The organism is Agromyces sp. Soil535 (assembly GCF_001428255.1).
Classification (GTDB): domain Bacteria; phylum Actinomycetota; class Actinomycetes; order Actinomycetales; family Microbacteriaceae; genus Agromyces.
In genome coordinates this window covers 34,674-55,976 of the sequence record NZ_LMRW01000023.1, presented here as the reverse complement: position 1 = coordinate 55,976, position 21,303 = coordinate 34,674, and the positions used below count along the sequence as shown (strand labels likewise).

General features: G+C 65.0%; 16 protein-coding genes. 2 read left to right on the top strand and 14 right to left on the bottom strand.

All coding sequences use genetic code 11. From position 1 onward, the window contains the following. Nucleotides 1-118 precede the first annotated feature (118 nt). On the top strand, nt 119-1,582 hold the full coding sequence (locus tag ASG80_RS13325) for a glycoside hydrolase family 30 beta sandwich domain-containing protein (RefSeq protein ID WP_162256632.1): 1,464 nt from the start codon (nt 119-121) through the stop codon (nt 1,580-1,582). A 122-nt stretch (nt 1,583-1,704) separates the two neighbouring features. Here the strand turns inward: ASG80_RS13325 and ASG80_RS13320 are convergent, their stop codons facing one another. The 9 genes from ASG80_RS13320 to ASG80_RS23035 form a co-directional block, all read right to left on the bottom strand. Further along, nucleotides 1,705-2,850: an ROK family protein gene (locus ASG80_RS13320; RefSeq protein ID WP_369816264.1), complete on the bottom strand. Its 1,146-nt coding sequence runs from the start codon at nt 2,848-2,850 to the stop codon at nt 1,705-1,707. 555 nt (nt 2,851-3,405) lie between these two features. Next, nucleotides 3,406-5,958, bottom strand: a complete 2,553-nt coding sequence (locus tag ASG80_RS13315) for a beta-glucosidase (RefSeq protein ID WP_082590418.1) — start codon at nt 5,956-5,958, stop codon at nt 3,406-3,408. A gap of 79 nt (nt 5,959-6,037) precedes the next feature. Further along, nucleotides 6,038-7,987 carry an RICIN domain-containing protein gene (locus ASG80_RS13310; RefSeq protein ID WP_235508323.1) on the bottom strand — a complete coding sequence of 650 codons (1,950 nt, stop codon included), beginning with the start codon at nt 7,985-7,987 and terminating at the stop codon, nt 6,038-6,040. A 14-nt stretch (nt 7,988-8,001) separates the two neighbouring features. Next, entirely contained in the window at nt 8,002-9,381 is a 1,380-nt protein-coding gene (locus tag ASG80_RS13305; protein ID WP_056731480.1) for a glycoside hydrolase family 1 protein, read from the bottom strand. Nucleotides 9,382-9,461: 80 nt separating this feature from the next. Then, the gene (locus ASG80_RS13300; RefSeq protein WP_056731478.1) at nt 9,462-10,298 is read right to left on the bottom strand and encodes a carbohydrate ABC transporter permease; all 837 of its coding nucleotides are present in this window, start codon (nt 10,296-10,298) and stop codon (nt 9,462-9,464) included. Further along, nucleotides 10,295-11,278 (bottom strand): carbohydrate ABC transporter permease, encoded by a 984-nt coding sequence (locus tag ASG80_RS13295; protein WP_156401843.1) that lies wholly within the window; start codon nt 11,276-11,278, stop codon nt 10,295-10,297. Before ASG80_RS13295 ends, ASG80_RS13300 begins: the two co-directional genes overlap by 4 nt. Beyond that, nucleotides 11,275-12,570 (bottom strand): ABC transporter substrate-binding protein, encoded by a 1,296-nt coding sequence (locus tag ASG80_RS13290; RefSeq protein WP_056731474.1) that lies wholly within the window; start codon nt 12,568-12,570, stop codon nt 11,275-11,277. The genes ASG80_RS13295 and ASG80_RS13290 overlap by 4 nt, the downstream gene beginning before the upstream one ends. A 76-nt stretch (nt 12,571-12,646) precedes the next feature. Further along, the gene (locus ASG80_RS13285; RefSeq protein ID WP_056731472.1) at nt 12,647-13,843 is read right to left on the bottom strand and encodes an ROK family transcriptional regulator; all 1,197 of its coding nucleotides are present in this window, start codon (nt 13,841-13,843) and stop codon (nt 12,647-12,649) included. Between the two features lie 226 nt (nt 13,844-14,069). After that, nucleotides 14,070-14,690, bottom strand: coding sequence for an integrase core domain-containing protein (locus ASG80_RS23035; RefSeq protein WP_082590321.1), 621 nt, complete (start codon nt 14,688-14,690; stop codon nt 14,070-14,072). A 321-nt stretch (nt 14,691-15,011) separates the two neighbouring features. Between ASG80_RS23035 and ASG80_RS13275 the strand changes: the two genes are divergently transcribed. Then, on the top strand, nt 15,012-15,503 hold the full coding sequence (locus ASG80_RS13275; RefSeq protein ID WP_056731466.1) for a MarR family winged helix-turn-helix transcriptional regulator: 492 nt from the start codon (nt 15,012-15,014) through the stop codon (nt 15,501-15,503). A gap of 163 nt (nt 15,504-15,666) precedes the next feature. Here ASG80_RS13275 and ASG80_RS13270 read toward each other — a convergent pair whose 3' ends face one another. The 5 genes from ASG80_RS13270 to ASG80_RS13250 form a co-directional block, all read right to left on the bottom strand. Continuing rightward, nucleotides 15,667-16,902, bottom strand: a complete 1,236-nt coding sequence (locus ASG80_RS13270; RefSeq protein WP_082590320.1) for a folylpolyglutamate synthase/dihydrofolate synthase family protein — start codon at nt 16,900-16,902, stop codon at nt 15,667-15,669. A 4-nt stretch (nt 16,903-16,906) separates the two neighbouring features. After that, the gene (gene pabB, locus ASG80_RS13265; protein WP_056731465.1) at nt 16,907-18,385 is read right to left on the bottom strand and encodes an aminodeoxychorismate synthase component I; all 1,479 of its coding nucleotides are present in this window, start codon (nt 18,383-18,385) and stop codon (nt 16,907-16,909) included. Between the two features lie 31 nt (nt 18,386-18,416). Further along, nucleotides 18,417-18,956 carry a GTP cyclohydrolase I gene (locus tag ASG80_RS13260; protein WP_056731461.1) on the bottom strand — a complete coding sequence of 180 codons (540 nt, stop codon included), beginning with the start codon at nt 18,954-18,956 and terminating at the stop codon, nt 18,417-18,419. Between the two features lie 85 nt (nt 18,957-19,041). Next, nucleotides 19,042-20,379 (bottom strand): aminomethyltransferase family protein, encoded by a 1,338-nt coding sequence (locus tag ASG80_RS13255; RefSeq protein ID WP_056731459.1) that lies wholly within the window; start codon nt 20,377-20,379, stop codon nt 19,042-19,044. Between the two features lie 48 nt (nt 20,380-20,427). Then, nucleotides 20,428-21,303 (bottom strand): bifunctional methylenetetrahydrofolate dehydrogenase/methenyltetrahydrofolate cyclohydrolase, encoded by an 876-nt coding sequence (locus ASG80_RS13250; protein ID WP_056731457.1) that lies wholly within the window; start codon nt 21,301-21,303, stop codon nt 20,428-20,430.

The window sequence follows — 21,303 nt, the reverse complement described above, 5'->3', positions numbered from 1 at the left end:
GTGCGGATCCGAGAGACATTCGTTCGGAGGCGAATTGACATCCAGATCAGGACGCGAGTGGGGCCGCCTTGGTCTCGCGATGGGTGTCGTCGCAGTGGTTCTTGTGACCGTAGGCATCATGACCGGCGTGTACGGCCGCGACACCATCGCTTCACCCGAGTCGAACCGCCCGAGTGCCCCTGCGGAGGCCGTGACAACGTCCACCGGCGAACGCACACCGATGGCGTCGCTCGCTACCGAGGCCCGCGAAATCACGGATGGAGGCAACCCGGACATCTTCGTGGACGTCGACGCGAAGAGCCAGGAAATCTATGGGTTCGGGGCGGCCGTGACACACTCGTCCGCCCAATTGATCTCCGCAATGGCGCCGACGACTCGAGCGAGCCTTCTTGAGGAACTGTTCGCCCCCGACGGTCCTATGCGACTCTCGATGATTCGGATCCCTATCGGAGCCTCCGACTTCACTCCGACCGATGCGTTCACCTTCGATGATCTGCCCGCGGGAGAGACGGATTGGGATCTGGAGCACTTCGATATCGGAACTGATCGAGCCGCCATGATCCCCGTTCTCCAAGAGATCAGCGCCATAAGTCCGCGAGTACGGATCATCGCCTCCCCGTGGAGTCCACCGGCGTGGCTCAAGACGAATGGGAGCCTCGAGGGCGGGCGGCTACTCGACGAGGACCGGGCATATGAGACCTACTCCGCCTACCTGATCAGGTTCATCGAGGAATATGCTCGAGCTGGCCTTGACATCGACTTTCTCACCGTCCAAAACGAGCCCCAGTTGCGGAATCCCGATGGATATCCAGGCACTGACATGCCCGTTTGGCAAGCTGCGAAGCTCATCGAGAAGCTAGGTCCCGGCCTGGCACAGTCAGGCTTGCGGACTGCGATACTCGGTTTCGATCACAATTGGGAACTCAACCCAGCCGACGCTGCGACAACGCCCCCAAGTGAAGATCCCGCATACGAATATCCGGCAGATCTTCTGCGGACAGATGCTGCCCGATGGATCGCAGGCACTGCCTTCCACTGCTATTACGGAAATGCGGATCGCCAGTCGCAACTGAGGGAACAGTTCCCAGAGAAGACCATCCTGGTCACAGAGTGCTCGGGGTCCGGTACCCACGGGGATTCGCAGGAGAAGGTGTTCGTCGACACTCTCTCCTGGCAGGCGACGAATCTGTTGATCAACCCACTTCGCAATCACGCGTCCGCGGTGCTCACCTGGAACCTTGCGCTCGACGAGTTCGGCGGCCCCCACCGCGGCGGTTGTGAGACATGCTCGGGCGTCGTCACGATCTCGACGAGCGGTGAGATCAGTCGGAACGCCGAGTATGCATTACTCGGTCACGCTGCACGGTTCGTCCCGAGCGGATCCCGGCGGGTCGATTCCTTCGGGACCGAAGAGCTCTCTCATGTTGCGTTTCGTGACCCGAACGGGGTGATTGTGCTCATCGTCTGGAATCCGACGAGTTCCGACTATCCGGTACAGGTCGGAGATGGTCAGCACAACGTGAATGTCGAGCTCCCGGCGGGCTCGCTGAGCACGATTTCATGGGGCGGTGGAGAGCACTGAACTCGCAGAGAGCATGGATGTCAGCCGGAGCGAGGATCCGGGTCCGCGGGGAGCGGTCGTCATGGGTCGCTGCGCAGGTATGGTCAGGCCGTCTCCCGTATGTGTATCGGATTCGCAGACGCTCAGCGTGTCGCCGGTTCGGCGAACCCCAAGCCCTGCCCGTGGGTGCGGCGATCAGGAGTCCCCTCGAGGTTGCGGCGCACGAAAGCTGACGCGATTGAGTTGCTCGGCCGGCGGGAGCACACGAGATCTTCGAGTGGGAGAATGGCTGCGCCCAACGTGACGCTATTCTCGCCAACACTGCCAACGTAGAGGTCGGTCTGGCTTCCCGGACGTTCCAACGCCGCGACCCTCATAGCTGACTCGATCTCCGTCCTCCGGCGTTCCATGAAGAGCGTCCCGACCCAACCACCGACGATGACGCCCTGTGGATTGTAGAGGTTCACAAGTCCGCCGAGCGCAGTGCCAAGCAACGAGGTTGCACGCTCGATCAGCGCATTCGCGTCCGAATCACCCGCGTCGCCTGTGTCGAAGAGCGCACGAATCGCGATCCGCTCATCGCTCGGCAGGGTGCCACCGCGTCCCTTCCACTCCTCCAACAGCGCTTGCGACCCGAGGAACGCTTCGAGACAGCCTCTGCGCCCACATCGGCAGATCGGCCCTTGCGGGTCGATCGAAAGGTGACCCCACTCCGCTGCACTTCCTGATGCGCCGCAGTAGAGCTCTCCGTTCGTAATCACCCCAAGCCCTACCCCGCGGCCGAGCATGGCAACGACGGCAGTGCTCGACCCGCGGGCGACCCCGAACCACTGCTCGGCCTTCGCCTGCGTGGCTGCCCCGTTCTCGGCCCGGACCGGCAGCCCCTGATCGAGCAAGGAAGCCACGGGGACTGGAGGCCAGCCAAGGCTCTCCGCATAGAGTGTCTGCCTACCCTCGAAATCGGTCTCGACTATGCCGGGCAGCCCAAGGCCGATGCCCGCAACCTTCGGCCAACTCGATGGATTACGTCGTTCGAGTTCAGCGATCGCGTTGCTCAAGTCCCGCGCAATGTGGTCAGGCGTCTCGTCATCAGTGCCTCCGCGGAACTCTTTGTCCACGAGACGCATCCTCAGGTTGAACAAGCCGACCGTCACGCCTCGCTCTCCGACATCGGCGCCGAGCAGGTACGCCCCTTCACCAACGGGCTCAAGAAGGGAGGTCCTCCGCCCGCCTTGTGATTCGAGCAGTGCCGTTTCGGCCACGAGGCCTTCCGAGATCAGGTCGCTCACGATGTTCGTCGCCGACGATATCGAGAGCCCGCACGCTGCCGCGATTTCTGCCCTCGTGCTGTTCCCCGCTGCGATGAGGAAGGTAAGCGCGGACGAACGATTCCGCGCGCGCAGTGAGCGAACCGTCGCTGCGCGCGGCTCTCGCCGCCACGGGCCGCCGCCTGGCCCCCCATTGATCATGAGACCCAAGGTAGCGAATCAGCGTCGCCCTGTGGGGAGGGGCCCTGCGAGCAACATCGTTCGTCCAAGACTTCTGAGAACACATGACTGTGACGTGGAGGAAGTGTCAATGAGCACGACGACGATCGAGATCCGGCGGCGCAATCGGGCGCGGGTACCCGGGTGCCACCTGCGAGCGTCTTGTTGGCTGGTTCAGCGCCGACTCCCGAGTCCAACGACAGCAGTCATCGCAGGCGAACGACGGAGGAAGGCGCCGATTGGGCGACCACCCAGCTGAACGACAGCCTCTTCGAGGTCGGCGCCACCGTCGAAGCCGGCATCTCCCAACCCGACGCGGTCGGCAGTACTGCCGGTGGAACCGGTATACCGCGAATGCTACTCCGAGGACATCGTCGCCTTCGGCGCCGGCGCCGGCGCCGGCGCCGCACCGTGTCGGATCCTCCACGTGAGTTCTTGTCGGATGTCGGTGAGATCGCGTCCGACAAGGAGGCGATACTCCCCAGCGGGTATGACCCAGCCCTCCGTTTCCGAGTCCCACACCTCGAATCCTCGCTTGGGGATCCGCACGCGTACCCGCCGTGCCTCGCTCGCGTCCACGTCGACGGTCGCGTAACCGCCCAACCACCGCACCGGCCGCAACGGCTCCGAGCCATCCGATTCGATGTAGATCTGCACGACCTCGCGGCCGGCACGCGCACCAAAGTTCTCAACCTGGCACCAGACCTCGAGTCCGCTCGATGACCAGTCACCGACCTCGGCGGAAGTGTAGAGCCAGTCCGTCCAGCCAAGCCCGTAGCCGAACGGCAGCTCCGACCGCGTGCCCGCACGAAGCCAGCCCCGGTACCCGATGTCGATGCTCTCAGCGTATTCGACGACATCGTTTGCGTCAGGCGATCCGTTCGGCACCGGTGCATCACGATGCCGAGCCGGGAGCGTCCACGGCAGCCGACCGGATGGTTCAACGTCTCCGTCGAGCACATCGGCGAGTGCCCCGGCGAACTCCTGACCGGGCAGCCAGGCCCAAACGACTGCATATGCACGGTGAAGCCATGGCAGTTCCACCGGCGCGCCCGAGTTCACGACGACGAGGGCATCCGGACGCGCGGCAAGCACGGCTTCAACGAGTTGGTTCTGGGCGCCCGGGAGGGTCAGGTCGGCGCGGTCCCAGCCTTCGGATTCGACGTCCTCGTTGGTTCCGACCACGAGGATGGCGAGATCGCTCGCCTCCGCGTTTTCGACCGCTTCGGCGATGAGCGCCTCCGCGGAGGGGCCCGGTTCGCGATGATGGAGGCCTGCCCGAGCGAAGACGCCGAGACCGCCGGCGTCCACATTCTGCACCGTCGCGTCGATGAGCACGTCACATGGCGCATCGATGAGGATGGACCGACCCACAGCCCGCGGATTGTTCGCGCTCGAGTCGAGAACGGCCTCCTCGCCCACACGTACATCGGAGGTTGCGACGTCGATGCCGTCGATCGACACCCGATGGCGCCCGACGACCGCAACGCCGAGCCAGTGCTCGCCCGGCTCGGTCAGGTGCACGACGGCCCGCACGCGCACATCGTGCACCTCCGTCGATAGGCCTCGGACGACACCGCGCCAGTCGGCGGCGGCCTTCGAGTCGACCAGTCCGCCCGCTGCGTCGAGGCTGTCGACCCGCACGCCCGGCTGTCGGGTCTCGGGGTCTCGCACCTGACCCGGGTCGAGCATCGGCGGGTTCCTGCGCGAGTACGCGCCGAGCGTCGTCGTGACGCTCACGCCCGGCCACCGGTGCTCGAGGGCGTGCTCGAGGCTCTCGATGGGACGGAGCGGGATGCTCGCCGATCCCCCGCCCTGCACGTAGGGCGCCAACGCATTCGGTCCGATCAGCGCCACCGTTCGCGGTCGGCGCGCGACCGGAATGGAGTCGGCCTCATTGCGCAACACGACGAACGAGCGCGCCGCGATCTGCCTCGAGAGCGCACGAGCTTCGTCTCGCGCGAACGGCACCTGACGCCGGCGCTCCCCTCCGAGGGCACCGACCCTGCTCGCGAGACGGAGGAGGTTCAGCACCTTGCGGTCAAGTTCGCCCTCGTCCACGAGGCCGCGTTCGACAGCCTCGACGAGCCGGCCATGTGACCACACCGAGTCAGGCCCGGGCATCACGAGGTCGAGGCCGTGCTGTGCGGTCGACACGGTGTCGGTGGCGGCAGACCAATCCGAGACCACTACCCCGTCGAAGCCCCACTCGCGCCTGAGCAGCTCGTCGAGCAGCCAGGGGTGCGCGACCGCCTTCTCGGTGACTCCCTGGGTGTCGACACGGTTGTAGGCGGCCATGACCGACCATGCGCCGGCGTCTCGAACCGCCAGTTCGAACGGCGCGAGGTACACCTCCCGAAGGGTGCGCTCGTCGATGCGTGAGATGGCTGTCGTGCGTCGGGTCTCGGCCTCATTGCCGACAAGGTGCTTCACGCATGCCGAAACTCCGCAGGTCTGGATACCGTCCACGACAGCTTGCGCCAGAGTACCGGTCAGCAGCGGGTCCTCGGAGAAGCACTCGAAGTGGCGACCGCCGACGGGTGTGCGCTGAAGGTTCACAACGGGTGCGAGCACGATGTCCGCGCCTTCTCGCACGGCTTCGCTTCCCAGTGCCTGGCCGAACGCGGCCGCGAGCTCCAAATCCCAGGTTGCGGCGAGCGCGCTCGGTGCGGGAAAGGAGATCGACAGCTCGTCGTCGCTCGCGAGGCGCGCCTCGGCAAGCTCAGTGGCAGTACCGCGGATCCCTGCGGGGCCGTCGGACATGGCGATCGCGTCGAGGCCGATGCGCGCGATCGCGGCGGTGTGCCACATTCCTGCGCCCGAGCAGAGCGACGCCTTCTCACTCAGGGAGAGTGATGCGACCAGTTCGCGAAGTTGTCGATCGGAGTGTCCGTTCGATGAGTCATCCATCTGCATTGGTCCTTCGTTCAGCGGTGAGCCGCATCGTGCCGGTGGGGGCCCCGAACGAGGCCCCCACCGCGTTGCTCGACTAGTTGTAGGGAACGAATCGGAACTGCTGGTTCGTGTTCCCGGACACGGCCGACCACTGCTGGATCGATGCGCCGTCCGATACCGAACTGCTCGCGACGTCGACGGCGTCCCCGCTCGTACGATTCACGATGGTGTACCAGCCGTCCGAGACGTGCTCGATGCGCCACTGCTGGTTCCAGTTACCCGTACCGATGATGGTCCACTGCTGCAGTTGGGTGCCATCGACGGTTGATCCGTCCGGGACATCCATCGCCTTGCCGCTGCCGACATTGACCAGATTAATGTACCCGTTGCCGGCGTCAGCAAGCGTCCAGCGCTGGTCGGCGTCACCATCATCGCTCCACTGCATCAGGCAGGCACCGTCGTTCGTCGCACCCGCGCACACTCCGATCGGCTTGCCGCTGGCACGCGACACGATGCGGTACGTCTTTCCAGCCGTCGGCGTGGCGTCCAGTTGCGCCGCCCCGGGCACCTGGCCGGTGAAGGTGACGACGCTATGCGACGGAAGGGTGTACGAGAACGACCCGCTGCGGTTCCAGGTGACGGTGAACGTCACGGGATCCGGCGACACGTTCGTCGCGACGAGCACCTCACTGTCGTCGGGGTTGGCGAACGCCGCGGTCACGATGCTTTGGGCGTCGACGGTGGAGTCGATGCGAACGGCACCGGGCTTCACGAATCGTGAGATCTGCGCGAGGCTCGAGAGGTTGGGATGCAGCTCCCAGTCGGTGACTCCACCGCTCATCTCGACCGTGGCGATGGGCAGGCACCCCACGCAACCACCGAGGTGGGGGCCGCCTTCGCTGTCGAGGGCGAGGTTCCACAGAATGGCGCCCTGTGCGAAGTTCTGGAACGACTCGAGCGCCATCTCAGCGGTGCTGAACCGGATGATGTCGGTCGGAAGCGTATTCGACGAGCATTCGGTCTCGATCACGATCCGGCTCGGATCCATGTTCCGCAACTTCGTCATGAATGCCGGGTCGGCATTGTTGTCGTAGCAGTGCCACGCCAAGCCGTCCATCACCGTGTTCGAGGTGCCGTTCACGAGTGCCTCGGCAAAGGATGAGTAGGTGAAGTTGTGATCGAACCCGAGGATCTTCGGGTCGAGGCTCTCCTGCTGCAGGGTCGGGTAAAGGTGGTTGTTGACCCAATCGAGCATCTGCGACTCGGACCAGCTCATTCCGGTGTACGTGTCGGGGCAGTACTTCGGCTCGTTCTGCGGGGTGATCGCCCAGATCGGGATGCCATTCGCCTGGTACTCGTCGATCCAGCGCACGAAGTAGTCGGCCCAAGCGCCGTAGTAGCCGGGTAGCAGTTCGCTGTCCTGGCCGTTGGTGTTGCAGATCAACGAATTGTTCGTCTTCATCCACGCGGGCGCAGTCCACGGGCTCGCGATGATCTTCAGGTCGGGGTTGATCGCGAGCGCGTCCTGGATGACCGGGATGATCTCGTCGGTGTCATGCTCAGTCAGGCCGAAGTTCGCGAGCGGATCCCCGGCCGGACCCTGGACGTCGGCGTTCGTCCAGTGCACCGAAGCTTCCGTGAAGTCCGATGCGCCCATCGGTACCCGCCACATCGCGAGCCCGTCACCCTCGGCGACCGAGAAGATGCGAGTCATCAGCTCTTCGTACCGGGTCGGGTTGCTCGTCTTCAGGTCCGAGAGGAGGCTGGCAGATGAGTCTGAAAACGAGGCACCGACGCCCAGGTAGGGCTGATACTGCAGGCTGTCATCGACCCGCACGTTGATGGCGCCATCGCTGACGCTGCCGAGCGTCACATCCGGCTGCACCTGAACGTCTTGCGCGCCGGTGCTGTCGGACTGCCAGACCGAGAGTGTCGTACTCTCAACCGCCTGGGCGGGGCCGACCGCGGCCGCCAATCCCATACCGGCGACCAAGGTGCCGACAACGCCGACGACAACACTCGCCCGTGATTGCGTGCGTCCCATAGTGTTCCTTTCCCTCATGCCGCCGCTCCGTCGCGACGGTCGATCTCCACGAGGTCGGGTCGCTCCTCAGCGATACGAACGCGATACCGATCGGCACTCGCCTTGGGCATGATTCGGCCCGTCGGGTAGTCGGTGTAGAAGAGCCCGTACCGCAGTTGGTAGCCGTGCGCCCATTCGAAGTTGTCCATGAGTGCCCAGAAGTAGTAGGACTCGATGCGGGCGCCGCTTGCGATTGCATCGGCGAGCGCGTCGAGGTATCCGTCGATGAACGCGACGCGTTCGACGTCGTTGCACATTCCGTCCGGTCCGAGGTAGTCCCAGAGCCCGATGCCGTTCTCGGTCACCCAGATCGGCAGCTCCGGGGCCAAGGCGGCCACGCGAAGCAGGACCCGGGTGAACCCGTCAGGGCGAACGGCGACACCGTTCGCACTGCGCGGCTCTGGGACAGGGAGCTTCTCGATGCCCCGCACGATGACGTCGGTTCCCGCCTCGGCGGCTCGGATGACGTTGTGTTCGTAGTAGTTGATGCCGATGAAGTCGAGCGGTTCGGCGATCCGCGACACGTCGATTCCTTCGACAGCGCCCGAGAGGACGTCGACGCCGAAGTACGCCGCGGTGTCTTCGGGCAGGCGTCCCTGCAGAACGGTGTGCAGGAAGAGTCGATTCTCGACGAGGTCGGCCCGCCGGAGCGCTTCGAGATCTTCGGGGTGTTCGGTGGCCGGTGCGAGGTCGGAGAGATTCAGCGCCAGCCCGATGCGGAAGTCGGGGTTGACGGCACGGAGCGCACGAACGGCCTCGCCGTGGGTGTGCAGTTGCACGAGGGCGGCCCGCAGCGCCGTCGGTTCATCCTGGATGCCGGGAGCGTGGAGTCCACTCAGGTGGCCGTGGAACGCCGCGCAGAACGGTTCGTTCACGGTGATCCAGTCGTTGACGAGGTCGCCGAGTTCACGCGCGGCAACGTTCGCGAAATGCACGAATGCGTCCGTCGTCGCGAGGTCTGTCCAGCCACCGCGCTCCTGGAGCCACTGTGGCAGGTCCCAGTGGTAGAGGGTGGCGGTGGGGGTGACGCCGCGGTCTCGCAGCACTTGGAGGATGCGCCGGTAGTACGCGATGCCTTCGGGGTTGCTTCGGCCATCCGGCCCGGTGATGATGCGGCTCCAGGCGATCGAGAAGCGGTACGTCTCGAGGCCGAGCCATTCGATCGCGTCGAGCATCGCCTCGGGGTCGTCATAGGCGCCGCAGGCCTGGGCGCCTGTGTCGCCTCTGGTCGTCGTGCCGGGTCGGGCAGTGAACTCGTCCCAGATGGTGGCGACTCGGCCTCCGTCGGTGACGGCGCCTTCGATCTGGTACGCGGCTGTCGCGCTTCCCCAGCGAACTCCTGCGAGCTTTGTCATCGTTGTCCGTTCTTCTCTCTTCATTGAAGCGGTTGGAGGCGCGCGTCAGCGCGGCTGCGGCTGCGCGGAGTACGCGGGTTCTAATAGCCGGTGCGGAGCCCGCGGAGCAGATAGCGCTGCAGCGCGAAGCAGAGGATGACCGCCGGCAGCGTGAGCACGATGCCGCCGGCCATGAGCTCGCCCCAGTAGATCTTGTAGCCGGTCTGCATCTGCAGCAGGCTCGAGGTCAGCGGCATGACCTCGGCGTCGGTGATGAAGGTCATCGGGAACAGCAGGTCGGTCCACCCGGCGAGAAAGCTATAGAGGACCGCCGTCATGATGCCCGGCTTTGCCAAGGGCAGCACCACCTTGAAGAACACCGCGAACGGTGAAAGCCCGTCGAGCTCGGCGGCCTCTTCCACTTCTCTCGGAACGGTCTCGAAGAACGGCTTCAGGATCCAGATCACGAACGGCAGGTTCAGTACCGTGACGCCGACGATGACGCCGGTGACCGAGTTCAGCAGGCCGAGGGACTGCATGATGACGTACATCGGGACGACCAGGGCCGCCGGAGTCACCATGCGGGCAACCATGAGAAACCCGAGCGCGACCTCGGAACCGCGCCAGGGGTACCGGGCGAATCCGTACGCCGCGAGACCGCCGACGCCGACACTGATCACGACGGTCGCGATCGCGATGATCGCCGAGTTCACGAACGACGGCCCGAAGTGGAACTGGGAGAAGAGGTTCGAGTAGTGCTCGAGCGAGAACGCCTCGGGGATCTGCAGTGGCGTCGTGGTGAAGATGTCTGCGTCGGGCTTGAACGAGGTGAACGCCATCCAGGCCATCGGCACGAGCATGATCACGGCGATGACGGTCAGCGTCACGCTCGAGGCGGTCACGCCGAGGCGTTTACGGGTGTGGTATGACATCGTCATCGGGCATTCCTCCGCTGGGAGATGAGCAGTGCGGCCCCGAACACGACGGAGATCGCAAGGGCCATCAGCGCCTGCGCTGATGCTGCGCCGAAGTCGAGATGGGTGAACGCGGTGCGCCAGATCAGGAGCGGGAGCACCCGGGTCTCGTCCCCGGGTCCGCCGCCGGTCGTGGCGAACACGGTGTCGAAGACCTTCGTGAACGCGTCCACTGCGCGGAATGCCGCGGTGATCACCATGATCGGCAGGATGGACGGGAGCGTGATGGTGAAGAGCTGCCGGGCCGCGCCTGCACCGTCGAGGGCGGCGGCCTCGTATTGCGTGGGCTCGATGGACATGACTGCGGCGAGCATCACGAAGATGACGAACGGCATCATCTTCCAGGCGTCGATGACGATGATCGACAGCAACGGGAACTCGACGAGCCACGGGATGTTGGTGCCGAGCACGGCGTTCACCGGGCCGAATTGCGCGTCAAGCAGCATCCGCCATGCATACGCGCCAGCGATGGCGGGAACGGCGAACGGGATGATGTACGCCGAGCCGAGCACGCGCGAGTAGATCTTCGCCGCGCGACCACGGACGCCGAGCATGACGCTCGCGAGCAGGACGGCGCAGAGCGTGCCACCGACGACCTCGAGGAGCACCGAGGCAATCGTGAACTGCAGTGTCACGACAAGCGAGTTGCCGACGGTCGAGTCGGTGAACAACTCGATGAAGTTCGACAGACCGGCGGGCGTCACGTCTGGCGACGACAGCGGCCGATACGTGTTGAACGAGAGGTAGACGAGGTAGACGATCGGGTACGCCATCACCAGGCCCACGAACGCGAGCGACGGGATGGTGAACGCCAGCCCGATTCGGCGACGGCGTCGCGAAGTTTCCTGCGACGCCTTGAGGGTCTCTCGGGGAGCGCTGGGGCGGTCCCGCCGCGGGGAGGGGCTCGTGCCCTCCCCGCGACGGATCAAGGTGGAACTGGTCACTCGATCGCCTTGCGTCCGGCGAACTTCTCGTTCTGCAGCCAGCTCGCAGCCTCGGCCGCGGTCATCTCGCCGCTGTATACCTTGGCAATGGCCTCCGAGACGCCGGAGCCGAGCTCGCCCGACCACGTCGAGTGAAGGTAGGTGAGCCGGTCGGCGACGGTCTTGAGCATGTCGAGTTCGGGAAGGGCAGTGGCGAACTCCTCCGCGTCCTGCTGGCTCTGCAGCACAGGCAGGTTGCCGGTCTGCTCGGTCTGAGCGAGCTGGAAGTCGTCGGCGAGCATCCACTTGATGAACTCACCCGCGCCGTCGGGGTTGGGAGCGCCCTCGGGAATCGTGGCGAGCATCGCCCCGAGGTGGGTCTGCTCGCCGGCGGGCGGTGCGATAGCGAGCTTGTCACCCATTTCGGAACCGACCGCGTTCCATGCGTAGAGCCAGTTCTGGTACAGCGCGACCGAGCCGGCCTTCATCTGGTTGTCGCAGTCGAAGAAGCTCAGCGCCTCCCATCCGGGGGCACTCAGCGAGGTCAGCTTGTCGATGTACTCGAACGACTTCACCTGCTCGGGGGTGTCGAGCGTCAGCTCGCCGGTCTCGAGGTCTCCGAAGTTCGATCCCTGGCCGTAGGTGAAGTAGGTGTCGTCGAGGAACACCGACCAGTCGACGCCGCCCAGGCAGGTGCCGTAGAGCCCCTCGTCCGGACGGTTGAAGAACGTGGCGACGTCGACGAACTCGTCGAAGGTCGTCGGCGCCGCGAGTTCACGACCGTACTCCGCCTCGAATGCGGCCTGCTCGTCGGCGTCGCCGAAGAGGTCGGCACGGTAGAGCGTCACCGGGAAGTTGTAGTACTGCGGTGCGCCGACGAAGGCGCCGTCGTCGGTCGTGAACAGCTCGTGGTTCACCACGTCGTCGACGACGTCTTCGCCGAGGTACGGCGTCAGGTCCTGCACGTGGGCGTGTTCGAGCATCCAGACGGCATCGTCGCCGCCGCCGAGGAAGACGACGTCGTACGTGCCGGCGTCCTGCGTGAGTTCGGCGACCTTGCGCTGGCCCCAGACGTCTCGGGCGACCTTGTCGACCTTGACCTCGATGCCGGACTCGTCGCTGAAGGTCGCGGCCTCAGCGGCGAGCGCGTCGGTCTCAGGACCTTCGACCGCGAGGACGCGGATCTCGCCCGATGCCTGCTCGCCGCCACTGCTGCCGGCGTCGGCCGTGGAACACGCGGCGAGCAGCCCGACGGAGAGTGCCGCGACTGCCGCGCCTGTCACGACGGTGCGGGTGGATGAACGCGATTTCATGGGTTTCTCCTCTTTGAGTGGGGTTGTGTTGGGGGGTGGAGCGTTGCGACCGGCTGGTTCCGGTCATTGAGGTGAATCAGTTGGGCCAACCCGTTTCGACGAAACGGTCGATGGCAAGGGTTGCGGCGCCGAGGGCGACCGCGTCCTGGCCTAGCTTCGACCGCGCCAGCACGGCCTCATTCCCGGGTTGCTCGAGTGCGTACGCACACGTCGCGCGACGCAGTTCGTCGAGGAGGTCGGTCGCAATGCGGTCCCCGAACCATCCCCCGATGATGATCTTCTGCGGATTGTAGAGATTGACGAGGTTCGCCAGTGCGAGCCCGAGCTGGTCGATGAGCGTGTCGACCGCACTGATTGCGGCTTCGTCTCCCGCACGTCGCGCGGCGAACAGCGCATCGATCCCATCGGCCTCTCGCCCGTTCCAGGCGTCGGTCCCCTTCCAGCGAGCCAGAACGGCGGATGCTCCGACGAAGGTCTCGACGCAGCCACGCGACCCGCATCGACACGACGGCCCGTCGAAGCTGATCTTCGTGTGGCCCCATTCGCCGGCACTGCTCGATGAGCCGCGGTACAGGCGTCCGTCAGTGATGATTCCGGCGCCGACACCCTCACCGATGAGCACGACGATGCTGTGCTCGAGTCCACGCGCCGACCCCAGCCAGGACTCCGCTTGCGTCGTCGTCTTCGCGCCGTTGTCGATATAGACGGGAAATCCGAGCTCGTCGGTCAGCCCGGCGAAGTCGACCGAGTGCCAGCCGATCACGTCGGCGTGGATGATCGCGTCGTCGCTGTCGCCGGTGGTGCCCTCCACGATGCCCGGGACGCCGAGGCCGAGCCCCAGCATTCGGAATCGGTGGCCGCCCACCTCGTCGAGGAGTCCGCGAGTCGCGTCACGCAGGATGTCCCGCACCGTGGAGGTTTCAAGATGCCGCTCTTCGAACGGGTACTCGCGGGCCGCGAGGCGGCGCAGCGAGAGGTCGAACAGTTCCACCCTCACGAGAGACTCGCTGATGTCGGCACCGATCACCCATGCGCCATCTGGATCGATGGCAAGGATCGCACGCGGACGCCCGCCGTCGGATTCGAGAAAGCCGTCACCCTTGACGACGCCCTCTGCTAGCAGGCCGTTCACGACACTGGTGACGGTCGCGGGCGACAGGCCCGTCGCCGCGCCGATCTCAATACGGGACGTCGGCCCGTTGAGGAGCAGATGCCGCAGGATCAGCGCGCGATTCGTGCGCCGCACGTCCTTCATGGATGCCTTCTTCGCCATCGATCGTTCCTGTTCCTTCTGCGCCGAAGTTCTTTCGTAGGTTATTTTATAGTCCGAATTAGCTGTGCGTGCAACTCCGATGCGGCGTGCAGTTGTTCCCGGATCTTGACCCGCCGCACCCCTTTGGGTTCCAGCATCCGGGTGACTTAGTCGAACGGGGTGTGCACGTGGCGGGGTCGGGTTGGGCGAAGATCATGCGGATGATCGACGCGACGGCGACACATCGTCATGGGCGCGGATGCCGCCGAAATCGACCCCCAGGTGGTCCAACGCGAGGCTCCGGAATTCTCGAGGACCAGTGCCTGTATGGCGATGGCGAGCTCAACGGAGATGATCGCGACGACGTCGTTGTGCGTCTTCGGGTGATACCTGACGTTGGAGTGTCGGGAGATGGTTGACACTCTTGTGGAACAGGTTGGGCCCCGCGCGGGGAAATGGTGAATGCCTTCTTCACCCGGATCTCCTTCCCTGGATCGGAGCGGACGGCGGTCTTCAACAAGTCAGCCCCGTCCCAGATCTGCAGGAGCTCGTCGGTGACGTGGATGTCCACGTGGGCGCCGGCGCGGTGCTTGCCGACGCTGACCGCCTGCCACGCCACACTGACCACGCCGACCGCGTTCACAGTGCGGGTGATCCAGTCATCACCGTGCCGGTCCTGCTCCAGCGCGGACGCGTCCACGGTCATCGGCACCTCGGCCGCCAACGAGGACGCGAACCGTGCCGCCGGGGTGACCATGCCGATGCCCTGATGCGGGCGGTCATTGTTGTACCCGGACACCCAGGCGTCCAGCTCCGCCTGCGCGTGCGTGAGGGTGTCGAATACGCGTCCGGTGAGGCTCGATGCCATCACCGGCGCCAACCCGCGGGGTCAGCAGCGCAGCACGACGAGGGTTTCCCCACGCTCGGGCAGACCGGCCCGACGGAGAACCTCTCGCGCGCACTCGCTGCTCGATCCGGCGTGGCTGCCTGCGGCGTCACGCCTGACGCGCACGCGTCGACGGCACTGCCTCATGCGCCGTGGGTGGCATGCGCCGGTTGTCTGAACTCGCGACGCATGAACGGCACTGGAGCTCGTGACACGGAAATGCAACGACGCGGACCCGACTGAAGCAAGCACGTAGTGGCAGCGTTGTCTACGATGGCGTGAGAGCGATCAGATGGGAGTGCCATGCCGTCGACGACGGACAGTGGAGAGGAATTCAGCTGGGAAGACAGCCTTCCCTACCTACTCTGGCGCACCCAGAATGCTGTACACCGCTACATCCAGCCAATGATCGACGACATCGGTGTCACCGTCACCCAGCTCGGTCTCGCAGTGCACTTACACAAGCTGGGACCGCTTTCGGCGTCAGACATGTCGCGAGGCTTCCGTATAACGCCGCAGAGTGTGTCCACGGCGCTCAGCCGTCTGGAGAAGATCGGCTGGGTGGAACGAGCCCCGCACCCTGTGCACGGGCGCGTAGTGCTCTTCCGGCTATCAGAGGAAGGCGTCACGGGTGTACGCCAGGGGACCGAACGTATGGCCGTCGTGACGGAGAATCTGACATCCATGCTCTCCGAAGGCGCTGCACCGATGGTCATCGATGAATTCCGCCGGATCCTGTTGGAACTGGAGGGAAGCGACCGCCCGATGGAGCTTCTCTGGCCCATTCGTGGGTGACATGAGGCGCACGCCTGGCAGGCGCCTATTGCCGTCGGTAGCGTAGTCAGCGTCGCGGTCAATCTGAACGGGCACTCCCGCCGTCGCTGCTCCCGCCCCCGACGGGCGGTACCGTGGCGAATTGGCCGATGAGCGTGATGGAGCCCGTGACAACGATCATTCGCTACGCATCGTCTGCGACCCATGCAAGCGCTGCGTCCATCGCCACGGCCGGCGACGAGAAGCGCCGCGCTGGAATCGTCGGAGCTTCTGCGTGAGCTATGTCGAGCAGCGCGGCGGAGTCAGTGGCTCGGATGGATCCGGAATCCGTGATGAAGAACGAGTCCGCAACCGTTGAGAGGGCACGGACGATCCCTCGCGCATCCTTGTCGTTCAAGACGGAGATGAGGAAGGCGATGGAACGCGCGGGATACAGGGCCCGAAGTGCCCCGACCAAGGCCTCCGCACCGGCAGGATTGTGGGCGGCGTCCAGCAGCACGCGCGGGTTTATGGACACAGTCTGCATGCGACCGGGAGACGTGGCGCTGAGGAGGCCGGCCCGCACCGCCGTCGGATCCAAGTCGCGCGGGCTGAGGAAGGCGGCACTGGCGGCCACCGCGACGGCGGCGTTGATCGCGTGAACAGATCCAGCCAGGTTGAGCTTCCGTTCCGGTGGCAAGCTGAACGGCCCGTCAATGCGAATGGTCTGGCTGTGCTCCGTCGCGTCCATGACCGTGGCCTCGAAGTCCCGACCGGCGCGAACGACTGTGGCGTTGTTCTCGTTGGCGCATTTGATGAGGACCTCTTCGACGACCGCATGTTGCGGCGCCTGGATCGTGGTGCTGCCGGGCTTGATAATGCCGGCTTTGGCCCTGGCGATCTCAGGCAGCGTGGCACCCAGTCGAGCGACGTGGTCGAGGGAGATCGGGGTGAGCACGGCGACGCGACCGTCGGCGACGTTGGTGGCGTCCCAACTCCCCCCGATCCCTACCTCGATGACCGCGGCGTCCATGCCGCCGCGCGAGAAAGCGGTATAGGCGAGGCACGTGAGCGCCTCGAAGAACGTGACGAACGGTGAGCCGTTCGACTCGAGTTCCGCGTTCACGATGGCGATCGCGGCCGCGACCTCGGCCCATACCGTCTCGAGCTGCTCCTCGGATATCGGTGTCCCGTTCAAAACGATGCGCTCACGGAACGACACGAGGTGCGGACTCGTGAACAAGCCGACCTTCATGCCGTGCTGCTCCAGGATCGACGAGGCGATGCGACTGGTGCTGCTCTTCCCGTTCGTGCCTGTCACATGGATGAACTCGAAGTCACGGTCCGGCCACTCCAAGATATCGAGGACGCGCCGTGTCGGGCCGTGACGCTTCTGGGGTTCAGCGTCCCCTGCCCTCGACATGAGGGATTCGTAGATCATCTGCCTACCGGTAGCCACCGAAGTCTCCGATCGACGAACCGAGCGCAGTGAGCAGTGGCCGGATCTTGATAACGGTCTCCTCGATCTCGAAGTCGGGCTGGGAGAGCGCGGTGATCCCCCCACCTGACCCGATCCGGACCTCTGAACCGTTGAGCATGATGGTCCTGATGGTCATCGCCAAACGCACATTCCCGTCTACGCCCATGTACCCGAAGGCTCCTGCGTATGCGCCGCGCGGCGATGCTTCCAGGCCATGCAGAATCTGCATCGCCGCAGCCTTGGGAGCGCCAGTCATCGACCCGGCAGGGAAGGTGCTGCGAAGGAGTTGGCGGAGACTGGTCCCGGGGCGCAGCCTGCCGCGTACCGTGCTGACCAGCTGGAACACGTTCGGATGCTCCTCGACGTCGAACAATGACGGCACCACAACTGAGCCCAGTTCGGACACGGAGGTGAGGTCGTTTCTCATGAGGTCGACGATCATGAGGTTCTCGGCGAGCTCCTTGGAGTCGTTGCGGAGCTCTTCGAGGAGGTGCCGATCTTCGCGTGGGGTTCCGCCGCGCCGCCGCGTCCCCTTGATCGGTTTCGTCGTGACAAGTCCATCGCTGGCGACGTCCAGGAACATCTCCGGTGAGGAGCTCAGCAGCGAGTGCTCGCCGGCGACGATGAATCCGCCGTGTTGAGTGGGGTTGATGCGGCGAAGCCTTTGATAGATGGCGAGCGGATCCTCGTCCGTCGTGGTCCGGAACTGGTTGGTCAGACAGAGCTGGTAGGCATCGCCGTCCGCGATGCGCCGCTGGCACTCCTCTATCTGCGCCCGGTACTCCCCTGGGGAGCTGCGCGCCGTCACCGGCTCTAATTCGGGTGGGCGAACCGGCTCCGTCGGGCACCGTCCATCCAACGCCCGCAGCGCGGCCAGCATCCGACGCCTCCACTGATCGTCGGACTCGGCGTCGCCGGTCAGCAGAGAGGACAATCGAACCTGTCGTCGAGAATGATCGAACGCGATCTGCCGTGCGGGGTACAGCAGTACGGAATCAGGATCCGCGGTGCTGGCACGAGGTGCCGCGCCAGACTCGAGCGCCGCAGACTCGTACCCGATCCAGCCGACACAACCCAAGCTGCATCCCTCGGAGAGCGCCTCCAGGCGTCGGAGCGTGTCGCTGACGACACCGATCACGGAATCCTCGACGTCAAGGGCACAGCCCGTCGCCGGCTGAAGGATGCGCGTACGACCCTGATCGGGCTCGCCCAGGATCACGAATCCGGGTGACTCGTCGAACCCGCCTCCGACCTGACCCATGTACGACCAGCCGCTATCCGCGCTCGGGCCGGCGTCGAGCCAGTACGCGTACCCCCGGCGGTCGATGATCTCGCTGAAGGCGACCTCCGGATCGACCCGGATGTCGAACGTCTCCGACTTCACGGCACCAGTACTCAAGGCCATCATCTCCTCGCGGAGATCCGCCATCGTCATGGCGGGCATCACCTGTACAGAGGATTCGATCGGGTGTGCATCATGGCTGTGATCCCAGACTCCAACCCCGGGACTCGACTGTGCGCACAGTGCTATCGAGGGTCATCGCCGGAGACATCATCATGCATGTCTGCGTACAGGTGAGCTCCACGCGAAGGGCGATGGGGTGCAGCACTGACTCCAACACGTCGGCGATGCTGGACGTGAGGCGTTCCTGAAGCTGGGGGCGGCCCGCGAGAATGTCCACCATCTTCGCGATCCTGCCGAAACCGACGATGAGACCGGCCGGGGCATAGGTGATCGTCGCAGTCCCGAAGAACGGGAGGAACTGGTGTTCGCAGGTCGAGAGCACCGGGATGCCAGAGATGCTCACCTCGGCGGTCGACGAACTTGCCGCGGGTTGTCCGAGCGCCTCGGCCGGATCGAGGTCCACACCCCGACACGCGAAGCGCCATGCCTCGATGATGCGCCGCGGTGACTTGTCGACGTTCCCGGTCCGCGACGCTCCAACGAGGTCGAGAACCTCCGCTATTGACTGCTCGGCGACGGTGTCGGAGACGAGTTGCGTGGTGCTGTCCATTTGGGCACCACTCCCTTTCTTTCATGCGAGCCGTGTCGGAACGCGCCGCCTGGCGCTCCATACCGACACGGCTCGCAGTACCCGGTCAGACCCGGTTGAGGCGGTATTGAGTGCGCGCGTACTCGTCATAGGGCGAGGGCTGCACGGTGGCGCGGATGCGCGGGAAGCCGAGATCGGCGTCCGGGGCAGTCCCTGCTCCCGGGTGCTCGCCCCAGACGACCTCGACCTCAGTCCCCGGCTCCGCGAACTCGGGTTGGATGAGCGCGAGGGAGAGCACGGTACCCACCGGGCCGATCAGCGCGGTGTAGAACGTCGTGCCGACGAGATCCCCGGCGCTCTCCACCCGGTGGCGAGCGTAGGTCAGAGTGTGTCCGAGGTCGTTGCCCAGCACGCGATGCACGTCGTCGATGTTGAATTCGAGCGTCACCTTGGTGCGGCGCGGAGCATCCTTCGCCCGGAGAAGGGCGTCTCGTCCGATGAAGTCATGGTTGAACGAGATCGACCGGCCGTAGCCGAGTTCCCAAGGGGAGACGTAGTAGTCCTCGATGTTCTCCGAGAAGAAGCTGCCGTTCAGCGGCTTCTGTCCCTCGTACGAGAAGAGGCTCAAGGAGTTGCGGTAGTCGGCGAGTTCCGGATCGGTGTAGATCGCGGGTGTCGGGGTGGGGATCCAGCCGCTTTCGACCCCATTCGTGAAGTAGGCGAGGCCGCCGACCTGTACCATTCCGAGCGGCTCTCCCGCCTTCAGCAGGGCAGCCTTCACCGCCTCGTGGTCGGCGTAGTCTCCGATGAACTCATAGCCGGCTTGACCGGCCATTCCATGGCGCAGCGCACGCACTGGCTTCCCAGCCAGTTCGGTCATCGTCGAGTGGAAGAACTTGGTCTCGGGAAGAGGCCCGCCGAATGCGCGTTCCACCAGGTCGAGGGCATCCGGGCCCTGGATCTGGTAGCGGAACAACTTCGGGTCGCCGTCCTTGCGCACCGAGGAGTCGGGATCGGTGGAGAATTCCACGTCGTAGCCCCCGGTCGCGCCGTGGTACTTGACCCAGCTCTGTGCGGCTGGCACACCAGTGAGCGTGTAGCGGTTCTCGCTTTCACGAAGCAGGATTCCGTCCACGATGATGTTGCCGTCCGCCGCAACCGGAATGAACTGCTTGGCCTGCCCGATGGCGAAGTTCTCGTAGTTGTTCGCGCTGACGGCGCTGAGCAGGCGCGTCGCGTCCGGTCCCTCGATGACGGTGTCCGACATGTGGTACGAAAGGTCGGACAATGCGACCCCACTTCGCCAGGCGTCCTGCTCCTCGCTCCAGCCCACGAATTCGGGCTTCACGACTGGCACCGTCCACGGCTTCACTCCGGGCTTCCAGAGCAGGTTGATTGCGGATCCCGCCTTGTCGATCCCGTCCTGCAGGGTTGGTGCGTTCATTCTCATTTCCTCTCAACGTTGAGTCATTTCAAGATCTATCGGCGTGGATCAGGCTCGTTCGGCCATTTCCACCACGTTGGCGAGCAGCAGCGCTCGGGTCATGGGCCCGACGCCGCCAGGGTTGGGCGATAGCCAACCGGCGACATCCCTGACTCGAGGGTCGACGTCGCCGACGACCTTGCTCGCTCCGGTCTCCGGATCGATCTGCCGGGATACCCCCACGTCGAGAACGATCGCTCCCGGCTTCACGTCCTCCGGGCGAACGAGACCCGCCACTCCCGCGGCTGCAACGATCACGTCGGCTCCGCCGAGGTGGGCAGACAGGTCGCTCGTTCCGGTGTGCGTGAGCGTGACCGTGGCGTTGTACTCGCGGCGAGTGAGCAGCGCTCCGATCGAGCGGCCGACTGTCACACCCCGCCCGATCACGACAACGTTCGCACCGTTCCACGAGAGTCCATGCCACTCGACCAACTCGATGACTCCACGCGGGGTGCACGGAAGCGGGGTGCTTATCGGCGTTCCTACGTTCAGCATGAGCCGACCCAGATTGGTCGGATGCAGCCCATCAGCGTCCTTTGCAGGGTCGATCAACCCCAGCACCCGGTCAGTGTCGAGGTGATTCGGCAAGGGGAGTTGAACGATGTAGCCCGTGCAGCGAGGGTCCGCGTTCAACTCGGCGATCACGGCGTCGAGTCCGGCCTGGTCGATATCGCTCGGCAAGTCGCGGCGAATGGAGGCGATCTCCACCTCGGCGCAATCGCGGTGCTTCCCGGCGACGTACCACTGAGAGCCCGGGTCTTCGCCGACGAGCACCGTCGCGAGACCTGGGACGACACCTCGCGCTCGCAGGACGGCCACTCGCTCGGAGAGCTCGTTCTTGATTGCGGCAGCCGTTGCGGTGCCGTCGAGCAGCTTCGCCGACAT